This window comes from Dactylosporangium aurantiacum (assembly GCF_000716715.1).
GTDB classification, from domain to species: domain Bacteria; phylum Actinomycetota; class Actinomycetes; order Mycobacteriales; family Micromonosporaceae; genus Dactylosporangium; species Dactylosporangium aurantiacum.
On record NZ_JNYJ01000058.1, the window covers coordinates 38975 to 54405 of the forward strand.

12 protein-coding genes and 1 pseudogene are annotated in these 15431 nt (G+C 73.6%); 9 read left to right on the top strand and 4 right to left on the bottom strand.

Annotated elements, in window-relative coordinates:
• Window positions 1-70 precede the first annotated feature (70 nt).
• The 3 genes and pseudogenes from OP18_RS43820 to OP18_RS62760 all read left to right on the top strand — a co-directional run.
• Entirely contained in the window at window positions 71-1138 is a 1068-nt protein-coding gene (locus OP18_RS43820; protein ID WP_052388229.1) for a trigger factor, read from the top strand.
• Window positions 1135-3168, top strand: coding sequence for an ATP-binding protein (locus tag OP18_RS62180; RefSeq protein ID WP_033365267.1), 2034 nt, complete (start codon window positions 1135-1137; stop codon window positions 3166-3168). Before OP18_RS43820 ends, OP18_RS62180 begins: the two co-directional genes overlap by 4 nt.
• A pseudogene (locus tag OP18_RS62760) lies at window positions 3165-3920 on the top strand (AfsR/SARP family transcriptional regulator); the annotation flags it as partial. The gene OP18_RS62180 and the pseudogene OP18_RS62760, both read left to right, overlap by 4 nt.
• Window positions 3921-4827: 907 nt before the next feature.
• On the opposite strand, the gene OP18_RS61390 reads toward OP18_RS62760, so the two are convergent.
• Genes OP18_RS61390 through OP18_RS53930 form a run of 4 tightly spaced genes read right to left on the bottom strand, consistent with a single transcriptional unit; the run spans window position 4828 to window position 9040 of the window.
• Window positions 4828-5835 carry a tetratricopeptide repeat protein gene (locus OP18_RS61390; RefSeq protein WP_081971620.1) on the bottom strand — a complete coding sequence of 336 codons (1008 nt, stop codon included), beginning with the start codon at window positions 5833-5835 and terminating at the stop codon, window positions 4828-4830.
• Window positions 5832-5981, bottom strand: a complete 150-nt coding sequence (locus OP18_RS58185) for a hypothetical protein (RefSeq protein ID WP_156090200.1) — start codon at window positions 5979-5981, stop codon at window positions 5832-5834. The genes OP18_RS61390 and OP18_RS58185 overlap by 4 nt, the downstream gene beginning before the upstream one ends.
• Window positions 5978-6142 (bottom strand): hypothetical protein, encoded by a 165-nt coding sequence (locus OP18_RS58190; protein WP_156090201.1) that lies wholly within the window; start codon window positions 6140-6142, stop codon window positions 5978-5980. Before OP18_RS58190 ends, OP18_RS58185 begins: the two co-directional genes overlap by 4 nt.
• A gap of 42 nt (window positions 6143-6184) precedes the next feature.
• Window positions 6185-9040, bottom strand: a complete 2856-nt coding sequence (locus tag OP18_RS53930; protein WP_052388230.1) for a TIGR03767 family metallophosphoesterase — start codon at window positions 9038-9040, stop codon at window positions 6185-6187.
• Window positions 9041-9260: 220 nt separating this feature from the next.
• Between OP18_RS53930 and OP18_RS43845 the strand changes: the two genes are divergently transcribed.
• The 6 genes from OP18_RS43845 (at window position 9261) to OP18_RS43870 (ending at window position 15320) form a co-directional block, all read left to right on the top strand.
• On the top strand, window positions 9261-9893 hold the full coding sequence (locus tag OP18_RS43845; protein WP_033365270.1) for an MBL fold metallo-hydrolase: 633 nt from the start codon (window positions 9261-9263) through the stop codon (window positions 9891-9893).
• A gap of 63 nt (window positions 9894-9956) precedes the next feature.
• Complete coding sequence (locus OP18_RS43850; protein WP_033365272.1) at window positions 9957-10166, top strand: hypothetical protein; 210 nt, start codon at window positions 9957-9959, stop codon at window positions 10164-10166.
• Between the two features lie 13 nt (window positions 10167-10179).
• A complete protein-coding gene (locus tag OP18_RS43855) occupies window positions 10180-11184 on the top strand; it encodes a hypothetical protein (RefSeq protein ID WP_033365273.1) in 1005 nt (334 codons plus the stop codon).
• A gap of 99 nt (window positions 11185-11283) precedes the next feature.
• On the top strand, window positions 11284-13698 hold the full coding sequence (locus OP18_RS60005) for a tetratricopeptide repeat protein (RefSeq protein WP_033365274.1): 2415 nt from the start codon (window positions 11284-11286) through the stop codon (window positions 13696-13698).
• A 190-nt stretch (window positions 13699-13888) separates the two neighbouring features.
• Window positions 13889-14608, top strand: coding sequence for a zinc-binding dehydrogenase (locus OP18_RS60010; RefSeq protein ID WP_211273862.1), 720 nt, complete (start codon window positions 13889-13891; stop codon window positions 14606-14608).
• Window positions 14565-15320: a tyrosine-protein phosphatase gene (locus OP18_RS43870; RefSeq protein ID WP_156090202.1), complete on the top strand. Its 756-nt coding sequence runs from the start codon at window positions 14565-14567 to the stop codon at window positions 15318-15320. Before OP18_RS60010 ends, OP18_RS43870 begins: the two co-directional genes overlap by 44 nt.
• The last annotated feature ends 111 nt before the right edge of the window (window positions 15321-15431 follow it).

A 15431-nucleotide genomic window follows, 5' to 3' on the forward strand; every position in this document is an offset into this window, starting at 1 on the left:
GCGCCCCTGGCCGCGGAACACGACGGAACGCCGCGTGCGTCGGCCACCGTCTGAAGGAGCTGAGGAAACCATGGACAGCATGCGCTGGTTGGGTCCACGCCGGGTCGAGGTCGTGTGCGCCGCGCCGGACCAGGACGCGCTCGACACGATGTTGCGCCGGCACGGGCTGGTCGCCTCGGCGCCGCCGCAGTTCTTCCCGGACACGATGACCGCGCACGTCGACGTCCTGCCGCACGGGGTGCTTCCCGACCTCGACACGATCACGGTCGGCGCCGCCGCCGGCCTCGACGAGCAGGAGGTGGACGACTACCTCGAGCACCTGCGGCAGCAGGCGGCGACGTTCGAACCGCTCAACCGTCCGGCGATCCGCGGCGACTGGGTGCGGCTGGACCTGGCCGCGACCGTCGCGGAGGTCGCGGTCGACCACGGCCGGGCCCACGACGTGCTGCACGAGGTCGGTCGCGATCATGCCCTGCCCGGCCTCGACGAAGCGGTGACGGGACTCGGCCCGGGCGACGTCACGACGATCGAGACCGTGCTCGTCGGCGGGCCGCAGCAGGGCCGCACGGCCACCGTGTCGCTCACGGTGCGGGCCGTGCTGCGGCGGGTCACGCCGGCGCTGGGCGACGAGTTCGCCGCGCGGATCGGCGAGTTCACCGGCCTCGCCGAGCTGCGGGCCGCGATACGGGCCCGGCTGGTCGCGCGGGCCGCGGATTACGACCACATCGCGGCCTGCCGCAGCGCGGTGCGGCAGGCCGCGGACGCCGCGGGCGTCGCCGCACCCGAGTCGCTGGTCCGCTGGGAGCTGCGCCGGCACAAGGACCGGCTGACGGCCGCGCTCGGACGCTACGGCGTGTCGATGGCCGAGTGCCTGACGGCCGAGGGCGCGACCGAGGACGAGGCCGACGCCGAACTGTCCGCGGTCATCGCCGGCCAGCTGCGGGCCGAGCTGACCCTCGACCTGATCGCCCACCGGTACGCCATCGGGGCGACCGACGCCGAGGTCGCCGAGGAGGCGCGCCGCCCCGGACCGGCCAGCCGGACCGGCGGCTACGATCCGTCGTCGCCCCGCGCCAACGTCCTGCGCGGCAAGGCGCTCGTGCTGCTGATGAGCCGCGTCAGGACGGCGCACGGATGATCGCCGACGTGCGGGTGCGGCTGCTGGGTCCGGTCGAGGCGCTGGTGGACGGCGCGTGGCGGCCGGTCGCCGGGCTGCGCCGGCAGGCGCTGCTGGCCGCGCTGGCGCTGCAGGCCCGCGAGGTCGTGTCGGCCGAGGCACTCGTCGACCTGGTGTGGGACGGGGACGAGCCCGCGAAGGCGCACAACTCGCTGCAGAGCCACGTGTCGTTCCTGCGGCGCGAGCTGGCACTGCGGGACGTGATCGTGGGCCGGGCGCCGGGATACGTGCTCGACCTCGCCGTCGGCGGCACCGACGTCGAGGTGGTCGACGGCCTCGTCCGTCAGGTCCGGGCCGAGACGGATCCGGCTCGCCGGGCCGGCCTGCTGCGGCTGGCCCTGCGCTGGTGGCGCGGGCCGGCGCTGGCGGGCCTGCACGACCTGAGCTGGTTCGGCGAGCAGGCGGCCCGGCTCGAGGCGGTCCGGCGCGATGCGGCCTGGGCGTTGACCGACGCGCGGCTGGCGCTGGGTGAGCACCGGGCGCTGCTGGCCGAGCTGGAGCACCTGGCCGACCAGCATCCTCTCGACGAGGAGCTGCACCGCCAGCTCATGCTGGCCCTGTACCGCTGCGGCCGGCCGAGCGACGCCCTTGCGGTGTACGGCCGGCTGCGCCGGCTGCTGGTGGAACAGCTGGGTGTCGACCCCGGTCCGGTGTTGCGCGAGCTGGAGGCGTCGATCCTGCGCCACGACGCCACGCTGGAGCCGCCGGCCGGCGGCGGCCCCGTGTCGGCGGTCGACCGCAGTGACCGGGTGCTGGTGGAGCGGGCGACCGAGCTGCGGGTGATCGATACGGCACTGACCGGTGCGGCAACGTCGGATTCGGGTTCGGTGATCTTCTTCGAGGGACCCGCGGGGATCGGCAAGTCGACCCTGTTGCGTTACGCCCGGACCCGGGCGGAGGAGGCCGGGTTCAACCTGGCGGCCGGCACCGGGCGCCTGCTGGAGACGGGCCACGCGTGGGGTTGCGTGCGCCAGATGTTCGAGTGCCTGCTGCGCAGCCCGCAGGACACGACCATCCCGCTGGCCGGCGCGGAGCGGGCCACCGCACGCCGGCTGCTGGCCGAGGCGGACCCCGCCGGCGAACACCCGTTCATCGACGCGCTGCACCGGCTGGTCGTCGACCTGGCCGCGCGCGGGCCGCTGCTGGTGACGCTGGACGACCTGCACTGGGCCGACCCGCCCTCGGCGCGGCTGCTGGCATACCTGGCGGCCCGGGCCGAACGCTCGCCGATGGTGGTGATAGCGGCGCTGCGGCCCGGGGTGGCCGGGATCGACCAGATCGTCGCCGGGTTCGCCCAGTCCACGTGGGTCCTGTCGCCGTTGTCGGAGCGCGGCAGCGCGGCGCTGCTGCACGGCGTCGACGAAGCGGTCGCACGCCGCTGCCGCGCGGTGGCGCGTGGCAACCCGTTGTGGCTGCGGGAGCTGCGCCGGCACGCCGCCGCGGACGTCCCGGCCGACGACGCGTTCGAGCGAGGCCTGCGCGGGCTGCGCCGTCTGCTGCAGGCGCAGATCCGCCAGCTGCCCGCGGCGCTGCCGGTGGTGCAGGCGCTGGCGGTGCTGGGCGGACCAGCTCCGGTGGAGGCGATCGCGGTGACGGCCGGCACCGGCGTCGACGAGGCGTTGCACCAGTTGGCGGTCCTGCACGTGAACCACCTGGTGGAGGGGGCCCAGCGGTACTCGTTCACGCACCCGCTGACCGGTGAGGCGGCGTACGAGGGGATCGGCCCGGCGCAGCGGGCGGCGATGCACGCTCGGGCGGCGGGGGTCGCGTTACGCACGGACGATGTGGTGGCGGCGGCGTCACATCTGGTGCGGGTGCCGGCGCGCTGGGGTGACGTCGATGCGGTGCCGGTGCTGGACCAGGCGGCCCAGGTGTGCCTGGACCGGGGTTCGGTGGACGAGGCGGCGGCGTTCCTGCGCCGGCTGCTGGAGGAGGACCTGGGCGGCGACCGTGACCGGATCCTGGACCGGCTCGCCAGCACGGGGCGATGACGCCGGCCGGGCTACCATTGACCGTGCCGAATTCGGTGACGGACAGCCCGGACGGGTCCGCCCTGCCCAGGGTGCGGCTGCTCGGCCCGGTCGAGGTGGTGGTCAACGGGCAGGCCCGGCCGGTCAACGGCCTGCGGCGGCGCGCGATCGTGGCCGCCCTGGCCCTGCCGCCCGGCGTCGTCGTGGCCACCCGGCGCCTGATCGCGGTCGTGTGGGCCGACGACGCGCCGGCGACGCGCCCGAACACGCTGCAGAGCCATCTGACGTACCTGCGTCGCGAGTTCGGCCTGCGTGACGCCATCCGCGCACGCGGCGCCGGCTACCTGCTCGACCTCGGCGACGAGCTGACCGACGCGCAGCTCGCCGAGCACGGGATCCGCCGGGCCGCGCAGGAGCCGGACCCCGTGCGGGCCGTTGAGCTGTTGCGGACCGCCCTGGCGCGGTGGCGGGGCCGGTCGCTCATCGACCTGCACGAGATGCCCTGGTTCCGGGAGCACGCGGTGCGGCTGGAGGCACTGCGGCGATCCGCGCGGCACTCGCTGACCGAGGCGAGGCTGGCCGCCGGCGACCATCACCAGCTGGTGACCGAGCTGGGTCAGGCGGCGCAGCGGCATGCGCACGACGAGGCGCTGCACCGCCAGCTGATGCTCGCGCTGTACCGCAGCGGCCGGCGGGACGAGGCACTGACCGTCTTCCAACAGCTGCAGCACCGCCTGGGCCGCGCCGCGGACCAGGCGTCACGCGAGCTCGAGGCGGCGATCCTGCGCCGCAGCCCGCAACTGGAGCTACCGGCGAGGGTGGGGGTCGCCGGTCCGGTCCCGGCCGGGCCGCTCGTGGAGCGGGACCGGGAGCGCGAGCTGATCGACGCCGCCGTCCGGCGGGCCGTCGAGCAGCGCTCCGGCACCGTCCTGGTGTTCGACGGCGGGCCGGGCATCGGCAAGTCGGCGCTGCTGTCCTACGCCGAGACGACCGCGGCGGCGCGCGGCTGCACGGTGGCGACCTCGGTCGGCTGGCCGGCCGAGGCCGACGTGCCCTGGGCCGGCGTCCGCAACCTCTTCACCGACGCCGACCTGCCCCCGCACGCGTACGGCGTGTACTGGCACATCGTCGAGCGCGCCGAGCGCGGTCCGCTGGTCCTCGTCGTCGACGACGTGCAGTGGATGGACGAGACCTCCGCCCGCTTCCTCGCCTACCTGGCACCGCGGGTTGACCGGCTGCCGGTCGTCCTCGTCGCCGCCGCGCGCCGCGACTCGCCCCATGTCGACGAGATCCTCTCCGCCCTCGCACCGGCCACCCACCGGCTGTCGCCGCTCACCGGCGACGCGGCCACCACCCTGCTCGCCACCGTCACCGGTCTCCCCCGTGACCACCCGGTGATGGCCGGCTGCCAGCGGCTCAGCGGCGGCAACCCGTTCCTGCTGCACCAGCTGGGCCGGCGCATCAAGCGGGCACTGACGAGCGGCGGAGATCCGCAGACCGCGCTGGAGGAGACCGTGCCGACCGTCGCCCTGATGGTCAGCACGCAGCTGGCGTACTTCCCGCCGCCCGCCACCGTCGCCGCCCAGGCGCTGGCGGTCCTGGGCGGTGAGGCCGGCGTGCACGCGCTGGTCCGGGTGTCGCCGGCGCCGGCCCAGGAAGTGCTGCAGGGCCTCGGCATCCTCACGGAGAGCGCCTACGTCGTCGAGCACGCCGCCACCGGCACGTACGCGTTCGCGCATCCGCTGGTCGGTGCCACCGTCTACGCGGCGATCGCACCGGCGCAGCGGGCCGAGCTGCACGCACGCGCGGCGCGGGTCGAGGGGACCGGGCCCGCCCGTTGACGCCCGTCAGCCGCCGCAGTTCGGCACGGCAGGCGACCAGGGTCGGCTGGGACTCCGCGACCACCGGTCGCAGGACGGCGACCGCCTCGCGGAGGTGCCGGACCGCCGGCTGGACGCGGCCGAGGACTGCGGCGCAGCGCGCCAGGTTGTACAGCGTCACCGCCAGATCGGGGTGCCGGCGGCCGAGGCAGGCGCGCTTCACCGTCAACGACCGTCGCAGGGTCCGCGCCGCCGCCGCGTGCGCCCCCATGCGGTGCCGCAGCGAGCCCAGGTTGTGCAGCGTGACCGCGACGTCGTGGTGGACGGGCCCATGTGCCTGCAGGAAGGTGGCCAGGCAGTCACCGAGGAGACGCTCGGCCTGCGGCAGCTCGCCCCGGTCGACGAGGATGGCGGCCAGTGCGGCCTCGTCGGCGGCCAGCCGCAGCCGGTCGAGCGGTGCACCGGCGGTGCGGACCGCGATCCCCCGGCGGGCCAGCCGGACGGCGAGGTCGAGGTGGCCCCGGATGTGGGCCAGGCCCGCGAGGTTGTGCAGGCCGGAGGCGACGTCCGCGTCCCGGCCGGGCAGCTGCTCGAGGAGGCCGAGCGAACGCTCGTACGCCCGTTGCGCCTCGTCGAAGCGGCCCAGGTACTTGCAGTACATGCCAAGCTCGTTCAACAGCACCGCCATCATGACCGTCGCGGCCGGCCCACGGGCGCGTTCCAGCGCGTTGACCGCCTCGCGTGCGGTGGCGGCGGCCCGCGCGTAGTCGCCGCCGCGGCTGAGCGCACGGCAACGCCCCAGCAGCTGCGCGGCGGCCGCCGGTCGGATCCGACCGGCGGCCGCCGTTGCCGCCTCCCTCCCGATCATGCCTGGCCGGGCGGGCCGGCCGGATGAGGACCGATGTAGAGCCCGCCCGCGGCCTCGACCCGCGGCCCGGCGGTCGTGGTGGCGAGACTCAACGCCGCGGCGACGAGGACGCCGACGACGAGCCGGGACCGACGCCCGCGGTTCACAGCAGCACCTGGTTGTGGTTCTGGCCGCACGCCCAGTCCGGGCAGTCCTGGAAGGCCGACGTCGTGGACCGCTCGCGCGCCTGGTGCCCGGCCACGCCCGCGGCCAGCAGCGCGGCGAGGGCGAGGACCGCCGCGACCGCGCGTTTCCGTGTGTTGTTCATACCGGCCGGGCGTTCCACGGCGTTCCACCGCGTTCACCGACCTCAGGCACCGCCGCCGGCGACGTACTCGCCGATGGTGAGGCTGACCGCCGATCCGGCCGGGACCTGGCGGCCACCGGCCGGACTCTGCGCGATGACGCGGCCGTTCAGGACGGACTCCGAGACCTGCCGGTGCCCGACGGCGCCCTTGGTGAGTCCCGCCTCCGCCAGGGCCGCGAGGGCGTCGGTGAGCGTCTCCTCGTAGAGGAACGGCACGGTGACCGGCTGCGCGATCAGCTCCGGCATCGCCTCCCACGCCGACCAGCCACCGGCCGCCAGCTGGGCGCGGCGCCACACCGTCCCCAGCTGGTCGGTGCCGCCGAGCCGCCGGCGCTCGGTCGCGAACACCTCCACCAGCCCGCCCGCGCCGGTCCCTGCCGCCAGGTGGCTCATGGCGTCGACGGCGCCGCCGAAGTACTGCCACGGCGTCCACGTCCCGTCGGGAGCAGTCTGGTACCGGTGCAGGATCGCGCCGTCCCGGTCGGTGCCGAAGATCTCCAGCCGTCCGTCGCTGTTCGTGGCGGCCGCGATCGACGTCACGGGGGTGCCGAGGCTCAGGTCGATCCAGCCGCTCCAGCCGCCGGAGGCGAGCTGGATCCGGTGCCACACCTTGCCCTCGGCGTTGACGCCGAACAGCGCGAGCCGCCGGCCGGCGTCGGGCGCGGTGTGGGCGATGGCGACCTGGCACAGCTCACCGTCGAACCTGGCCCACGGCGTCCATGTGGTGTCCGTCGGGCTGCGGTGGGTGCTCTGCCAGATCCGCCCGGCCGGGTCGGTGGCGAGGAGCTCCAGCCGCCCGTCGGCGTTGCAGCCGGCCGCGACAGCGGTGACGGTGGGACTGGCGAGGCGCACCCAGCTGGTCCACGTGCCGTCGTTCTTCTGCGCGCGGGTGAACAACTGCCCGACACGGTTGATCCCGAACAGCTGGGGTCGCAGGGACGCGGCGCGCACGGCGGAGACCGACCGCAGCTCGCCGTCGAAGCGCATCCACGGCGACCAGCCGGTACTGCTCTGCATGGCGTGCACGATCTGGTCCGCCCGGTTGACCGCGACGAGTTCCAGGTTGCCCCGGCTGTTGGCGGCCGCGGCCAGCGGGGAGCCGTAGACCGGCGGCCTCGTGAACGGGGTCGGCACCAGCAGCTGCGCGTTGCGGTCGACGTCCATGCCCTCCCGCCCGACGTTGCCCTGGGGATCGTTGGCGGCCAGCTCCCGGCCGAGCGCGGCCAGCGCGGTGGGCGTGCTGAGGTCACCGTTGTTGCTCAGTGGCGCGTCGATGTCGAGCATCGTCGTGAAGATCGACAGCATCCCGCCGCCCTCGGTGATCTCGATGATCCGGCTCTGGATCGGCCAGTCGATGTGCGACGCCGTCGTCACCTCCCAGAAACCGCCCTCCACACCCATGGCGCTGCGCCGGGCGTGCGGCCGGATCCGGTTGCGGTGCGTGTGCCCGTCGACCATCAGGATCACGTTCGGGAAGCACAGCAGCAGATCACGCAGCTGGCTACCGTTGTAGTAGCTGTCCCCGCCGGGCGCCTCGACGTCGTTGGTCATGGTGTCGAGCGTGTGATGGCAGTACACCACCACGAACTTGTCCTCGACATCCGGTCGCGTTTCGATCCGGAACGTCTGCCGCGGATCGTCGACCGGCAGGAGCACCGCCTCCTTGACGATGTTGCGCGAGCTGCACGCCTTGAGCTGCGCGACCAGCCAATCCCACTGGTCCTCGTCGATCGCCCCTTCCGAGCTCGCCGTCGTCGTGCGGGTCGAGTCGACGCAGATGAACCGCACGGCGTCGTCGGCCAGCGCGGGCACCGCGTAGTAGGCGAGGTCGCTGCCGGCGGTGAACCCGTGTCCCGCGGGCAGCCCGGTGGTGTCGAAGTGTTCGTCGATGAACTGCGCCCGCGACAGCAGCCGCCGGTCCGGGTCCGGCGTGACCCGCAGCCCGGAGAACCCGCTGAGCACGACGGTGAAGTCCCAGACGCTGGCGTCGTCGAGCCGGTCGGGCAGCGCCTCGACGAGCGAGGTGCGCTTCACGTCGCCGACCGCGATGTCCTTGAGCGTGCTGCCCACGATCGGCCAGGTGGTGGGCGCGTTGCCCTGGACGAGGGCGTCATGGTTGCCGTAGGCCGCGTACCAGGGCATGCCGAGGCCGTGCGCCTGGAACTCCCGCCGGGCGTTGGACAGCAGGTTCTGGATTGCCGGGAACTGCCGGTAGTACCCCTGCGGCGCACCGATCGAGTACTTGTCGAGCTGCCCGTGCTGCTCCTCCCACGCCCGCATGGTGGGGTGCCAGTACTCGAAGATCGCCCCGAACCCGTCCCCGGAGACGCTCTCCTCCTTGCTGAACGACCCGGAGTCGGCCCGCACCCGATTCCCGTCCAGCAGATCGATGTACCAGCGCGTCTCGTTGTACTGGCAGTTGTCGATCGAGTCGCCGGTGACGAGGGTGAACGCCAACGGCAGGCCCGTCGCCGGCCCCTTCCCGACCTTGGCGACCGCCCGGATCGCGGCATCACTCATGTGCGCGGACAGCATCTCCTGCGGCCGGTAGGCCGACGCCGTCGGGTACGACGCCCAGTGCGGCGCCCCACCGTCGGCATACTGGTCGAGGAACTCGACCCGCAGCGGCGACTGGTCGTCGATGATGTGCAGGTCACTCATCTGCGCGAAGGCGATCACCGGCCGCTGCGCCGTCGACGGCCCACGCGACACCAGGTCCCTGCGCTCGATGTGCGGCTCACCGTCCCCGGCGACGAGCGCCGAATAGTAGACCCCGTTGAGATACCGGACGGTCCGCTCGAGGGTGGTGTAGACCGGCCCGGTGGACGCGGCGGCGGGCGCTGCACCCCCACGCAGCAACCCAAGCGGATCGAGGGCGCCGACAACGGCCCCGATCCCCCCGACGGCAAGCAGACCACGACGCGAAACTGACACTGTTCCTCCACGTGTGCGAAAGCGACAGCCCGGTCAGCGTTCCCCGCCGTTCCACGTCCGGTGTCACGACCCGCCGGCGCGGCCCGCGGCGCACCGTCCAACGCCGGACGACGACCGCCGGACCGCCCCCTGCCATAGTGGGTGCATGCGTCTGATCAAATACGGCCACGCCTGTCTGCGGGTGGAGGCGGACGACCGGGTGCTGGTCATCGACCCGGGCACGTTCTCGGCGGCCGAAGCCCTCGACGGGGTCGACGAGGTGCTGGTGACGCACGAACACCCCGACCACCTCGACGTCACCAGGCTCGTCGCGGCGAGCCGGCGCAATTCCGCGTTCCGGGTGTACCTGCCACCGACCGCGATCGAGTCAACCCCCGAGCTGGGCGGCGCGGCGGTCGCCGTCGAGCCGGGCCGGCGGTTCACGGCGGCCGGGTTCTCCGTCGACGTCGTGGGCGGGACACACGCCGAGATCTACGAGGGCCTGCCCGGCTGCGCCAACGTCGGTTTCATCGTGGACGGCACGGTGTACCACCCGGGCGACTCCCTGTTCGTGCCGCCGTCGCCGGTCGAGACGCTGCTCGTGCCGGCCGCCGCCCCTTGGCTCAAACTGGCCGAGGCGCTGGACTTCGTGCGGGCGGTCCGCCCGAAGCGGGCGTTCCCGATCCACGACGCCACCCTCAACGAGCTCGGCCAGGAGTACTTCGACGGCTGGCTGGAATCCAAGGGCGGCACCGAGTACGCACGCATCCCCGACGGGAAGTCCGTCACGATCCGCTAGGAAGCCGCAGCCGCGCGTCCGGCGGTGATCGCGCCGGACGGGCCCGGCGGGCACGATAGCGGGGTGATCGTCGCGTCGACCGCTCCCACCATCGCGGAGCAGCCCTGGTTAGGTGTCGTCATCGGGCTGATCGGCATGGTCGGGGCCGGGTTCGTGTTCATCCGCCTGCGGCGCACGCCGAATGAGCCGCGCGGGCAGCTCATCGGGGTCGCGGTGGTGTTCGTGGGGATGCTGGCCGCGTTCACGCTCGGCGTCTACCACCTCACACGCTGACATCCGCCGGGGCTTGAGGGGCGGTCGGGTCGCCGGCCACCCTCCACAGCCGGTTCGCGCATCGGCCCAGACCGCATCCGGCTCGATCGACGACTACCTCGACGAGGTCGAGCTCGCCCGCAGGCACGCCGCCGAGCTGACCGACGCCGCCGTCGCCGCCGGGCGGCCAGCACCCGCGCTCCATGACGAGATCTGGTTCGGGCTGGTCGGCGCGGGTCTGCGCGGCAGACGCGACAACATCAGCGCGGACCTGCTCGAGCTGGCGGTGACTGAAGGCAGCTGGACCTCGCGTCGGGCGCTCGCGCAGCTGCACCGCGACGGCCGGCTGGTCCCAGGTCACGGCAGGTCGGTCCGTCAGCTGCTCCCGCACGTGCCGGAAGACGACCGGCGGCGGCTGATCGCCCTGGCGTCGGCCAGTACCGCGACCGCCGAACACGACTACGCCCGGGTCTTCGAATGGGTCGACCTGCTGCCGCACCTGACGCCCGAGGAGAGGGCCGCGACGACCGCGAGGATCATGGACGAGCTCCTCGCCATGGACAAGGTCACGTTCCAGAACATGTTGCCCGTCGCCGACGCGCTGGCGTTGGCCCTCGGCCCCGCCGGCAACCCGCGCCCACAGACACTGGTCGCGCTCGGCCCGGTGCTGTCCGAAGCGCAGCTCGACCGAGCGATGGCCGCCGCTGTCGCGTTCGACGACGGCAACCCTCGGCGGCGGGCCGTGCACGGCCTCGCGTCGCACCTGCCGCCACCGCTCGTCATCCGGTACGCCGGCGTGGCCGCGCGGGACACCTTCACCATGACGGCGATGGCGCGACGGGCATCGGCGATCGTGGCGGCCGAACCGGGCCAGGCGCACGTGGCGCTCACAGTACTGCGGACCGGGCTCGCCGCGCCGGAGCGCCGCATCGCGTACGCCGCCCTCGCCGAGCTCACCGGCGTCGTGGCGGCGGTCACGGGCGGCGACCTCGGACCCACGCTCGACGCGGTGCTGCGAACGGCCGCGTCGTGGCGTTGACACGTGCGAACGTCCGCGACGGTGAGGTTGTGGACCGTCGTCGTCTCCGCCCAGCGCCGCACGGCGGTGACCGGTGTCCGCCGGCATCTACAGTGAGCCGTGCGCCGCGACCTGACCGACCTGCACGCCCGTTTCGACAGCTACCGCGACCGTGGCTGGCCCGATGACACACCCGAGGACCTGCTGCGGGGTTACTTCGAGCTGCTCCGCAGCACGAACGATCTGGAGCGGATGGTCGTCTGCGCCACTGACCGCGACCGTCATCGCCGTCTGCGCGAGTACACCGGCGGCATCGGTGCCGCGTTGACGGAGCTGACCACCACGCAACAGCTGCTGCTCGGCCGGCACCCCGTCGACCTGAGCCTGGTCGCCAGGGTGGCGGTCCACCGGGAAGCGTTGCTCGCGAGCCGTCCGTACCTGCCGGCCAGCATCCCGGCGATGTGGCTCCGGCTCGGCAACGTCGAGCGCGCGGAGGCGATCATCCGCTCGGGGCGGCGGGCCGAGCCGGCGCCGGCCGACCTGGCGAAGCTGGCCGAGGCCATGGCCGAGACCGGCCGGCCGGACCGCGCGAAGGCCATGATCGCCGAAGCGGTCGCTGGGGCGTGGGCGGTGACCGACCGCGACCGCCGCGGCCACGCCGTGCTCGGCGTCGCCGCGGTCGCTGTCGGCCTCGTCGACCCGGCGGAGGTCGAGGCGCTGTTCGCCGAGGCGGAACGCCTGGCCGCGCTGGAACACTGGCCCATCGAGCAGATTTCCAGTCTCACGCATGCGGCCCGTGTCGCAGCGGAGGCGGGCTGCCTGGACCGCGCCCGGGGCATGATCCGCCGAGCCGCGACCCTCCTCGACGCGCTCGACGAGACCGCGTCCCGCGCGAATGCCTTGTCCGCGATCGCGTTCGCCCTGGCCACCGCGGGTGACCTCGACGAGGCCGAGGCGGTCGCGCGTGGCGTCGAGCCGGCCGACGACTGGCAGGCGCAGGCAGCGCTCAATTACGTCGCCTGTGCCGCCGCGCGGTACGGCGAAACGGACCGGGCGGCGGCCCTCACCGCGCTGCTCGACAAGCCCTTCGGGGAGATGGCCCTGGCCGCGATCGCGGGGGCGGCCGCCGCTGGTGGGGACCTGCCGCGGGCCTCGGCCATCGCCCGGTCGATCACGGGCGCCGACGAGCGTGCTCAGGCCCTCGCGACCATCGCTCACGAGCTGATTCGCGTGGGTGACCTGGAAGCCGCCGCCGCGCTGCTCGACGAGGCGGTGACCACCGTCGGCCCGTCCGGCGCCGCGGTCAAGGACGTCGGGGTCGCTCTGGTGCGGGTCGGGCGCGCGGGCAGCGGTGTCGCGTTGGTCCGCGCCATGCCCCGTGGCCGCGACCGGGCGGAGGCGCTCGCCGGTGTCGCGCGGGCCGTTGCGGAGGCCGGCGACACCGCACAGGCGACCGCGCTCATGTACGAGGCGGAACGTGCCGCGTGGACCGACGAGAGCCCTGTTCCGTCGACCGACCGGGAGCTGGCGCTCATCGCCCTGACCGAGGCGGTCGCCGCCGCCGGGGACCTCGACCGGTCGTTGCGTGTCGCCGCGCTGATCGTCATCGCGGGCCGGCGGGAGCTGGCCATCGCCACAGCTGCGCAAGCGGCGGCGGCACACGGCGATCCGACGCGCCCGGAGGTGATCGCCCGAGCCACGCTCGGGCCGTACTGGCAGACACAGGCCCTCGCCTCGATCGCCACCGACCACCCTCACCGCGCCGGAGACCTGCTGCGCGATGCCGAACAGCAGGCCGGCACCGACACCGAGTCCCTGGCCGCCGTCGCCGTCGCCTACGTGTCCACCGGTGACATCGCCCGGGCCCGAACGATCCTGGACCGGATCGACATCGACGGCCTGGACATGGATGCCGAGCGCGTCACGGTGGTCAGGACGTTCGCGGCCGCCGGCGACCTCGGCCGCGCCGCCGGCCTGGTCCGCACCATCGAGAGCGACCAGCACCGGTGCGACGCACTGTCGGAGATCGCGCTGGCGGCCGTCGACGCCGGTGACACGACCCGCGCGGTGAACCTCGCCGTTGACATCACCAGCCTGGCCGTTGCGACGCAGGAACCCTACTGGCCGGCTCAGGCGCACCTGGCCGCGGCCGAGATCTACCACCGGTGCGGCGCGGACGACCGGACGCACACGTCGGCCGCGCTGGCGGAAGCCTTCGCCCACGGCATCACGAACGACCACGCCCGCTCCCACGCGCTCGAGGCCGTCGCCCGCTTCGCGATCAGGACCGGAAGACCGGGCCATGCGGAGGCGCTCAGCCGCGCGATCCCCGACCCGGGCCGCTCGGCGCGGGTGCTGGTCGCCCTCGCGGAAGCGGCACCACCGGACCGGACCCCGCACCTCGTCGGTGAGGCGCTGTGCACCGGGCCGTGGGCGGCCTACGTCGGCCTGCTGCCGGACCGCCATCCGGCCGTCGTCACAGCCATCGCCGATGAGGTCCTTGCGACCGCCGCCCCCGGGGAATCCGCTCCCTGAGGCGTACCAGAAGGCGGTCGCCTTGGAGGCGCATCGCGACAGCTCACCGGGGCGACGGTTCAACTTCGACCTGAGCAGGCGCAGGTCGATCCGGGCATCCGCGACAGGCCCGCCTCACAAGCCGGAGTCGCTCAGCCCGCGCGAGGCCGCCGCGCTGCCGCTGGCCGCCATCACCGCATGGGAAGCGCTGGTGGACCGGGCACAGGTACGCGCGGGCCAGCAGGTACTGGTCCACGGCGGTGCCGGCGGCGTCGGGCAGATCGCCATCCAGATCGCCCGGGCCCGTGGCGCCGAGGTCTTCGCCACCGGATCCGCCCGGAGCCTGGCGACCATCGCCCGGCTCGGGGCGACGCCCATCGACTACACCACCACACCGGTGACGGACTACGTGGCCGAGCACACCGGCGGCGAGGGCTTCGACGTGGTCTTCGACACCGTCGGCGGCGCCACCCTCGACCTGTCCTTCACCGCGGTCCGCACCTACACCGGTCACGTCGTCAGCGCACTGGGCTGGGGCACCCACAGCCTCGCACCGCTGTCGTTCCGCGGCGCCAGCTACTCCGGGGTGTTCACCCCGCTGCCGATGCTGACCGGCCGCGGACGTGAGCACCACGGCGAGATCCTGCGCGAGGTCGCCGACCTGGTCGACGCGGGGGCGCTGAAGCCCCTGCTCGACCCCCGGCGATTCACCCTCGCCACGGTCGCCGACGCCCACGCGGCCGTGGAGAGCGGCGCCGCCACCGGTAAGGTCGTGATCGACGTCGAGGAATGCATCCGCCGGGTGATCAGAGCCTTGTGTCAGCGCCGAGCGGGACGTTGGTCTACTGTCGCCCAGGCGGCTCGTCGTTGGAGGCCGGGAGGTGGCGATGGCCGACGTGTTGTCCTGGTCAGGAGCGCGGAACCTGCGTGACCTCGGCGGCCGGGCGCTGTGCGACAGCGGGACCACGGCGCGCGGACGGGTGTTCCGCTCCGCCGCACCCGAGTATCTCACCGATGAGGGCTGGGCCGCGGGGAAGCAGGCAGGGTTGCGCACCGTGGTGGACCTGCGCAACGCCCCGGCGGAGACCCAGCGCACCCCGGACCACCCGATCATCCGGCCCGAGTCGCTGCACGGACTGGTGTTCGTGTCGGCGCCGACCGAAGACCCCGACGACGTCGAGTACCTGCGGGTTTGCGGCCCGTGGCTGGACCACCCCCGCGGCTGGACCGACAACGCCCGGCTCGCCCCGGCCCGCATCGCGCGGGTCATGCGCGCCCTCGCCGAGGCCGAGACCGCCGTGCTCGTCCACTGCGCCGGTGGCCGGGATCGCACCGGCATGATCTGCGCGATGCTGCTGGACCTGGCCGGCGCGACCACGGACGCCATCGTCGAGGACTACGCGGACGGATGGCGCGGCGCGGGGTCCTATGCAGGCCACGCCTGGGTGTACGACCCCGACCAGCAGGCCTGGCGGGAACATCACCAGTCCGCGACCGAGCCGGAGGACCTGGAGCGCCAACTGGCCGACCGGGTACCGGTGCTGCGCGACTGGGTCAGAACCTTTGATACCGCCACATATCTGGAGTCGGCCGGGCTCACCGGACACGAGATCGGTTCCCTCAAAGCCCTGCTGCGACCGTGACGTGCTACGGATCTAAGGCGTGTTTGGTAAGTGGTTGTCGATCGCTGACCGTGTGTCGGTGTGGCGGTGATCGATAACGAGTGAGGTCTCCGGTATCTGGTGTATCGACCA

What these genes read in the sequence shown, in the direction of transcription:
- OP18_RS61390 (WP_081971620.1), bottom strand. Translation starts at nt 5,835, where the DNA reads ATGATCGGGAGGGAGGCGGCAACGGCGGCCGCCGGTCGGATCCGACCG.
- OP18_RS62180 (WP_033365267.1), top strand. Translation starts at nt 1,135, where the DNA reads ATGATCGCCGACGTGCGGGTGCGGCTGCTGGGTCCGGTCGAGGCGCTG.
- OP18_RS43845 (WP_033365270.1), top strand. Translation starts at nt 9,261, where the DNA reads ATGCGTCTGATCAAATACGGCCACGCCTGTCTGCGGGTGGAGGCGGAC.
- OP18_RS58190 (WP_156090201.1), bottom strand. Translation starts at nt 6,142, where the DNA reads ATGAACAACACACGGAAACGCGCGGTCGCGGCGGTCCTCGCCCTCGCC.
- OP18_RS43870 (WP_156090202.1), top strand. Translation starts at nt 14,565, where the DNA reads ATGGCCGACGTGTTGTCCTGGTCAGGAGCGCGGAACCTGCGTGACCTC.
- OP18_RS43820 (WP_052388229.1), top strand. Translation starts at nt 71, where the DNA reads ATGGACAGCATGCGCTGGTTGGGTCCACGCCGGGTCGAGGTCGTGTGC.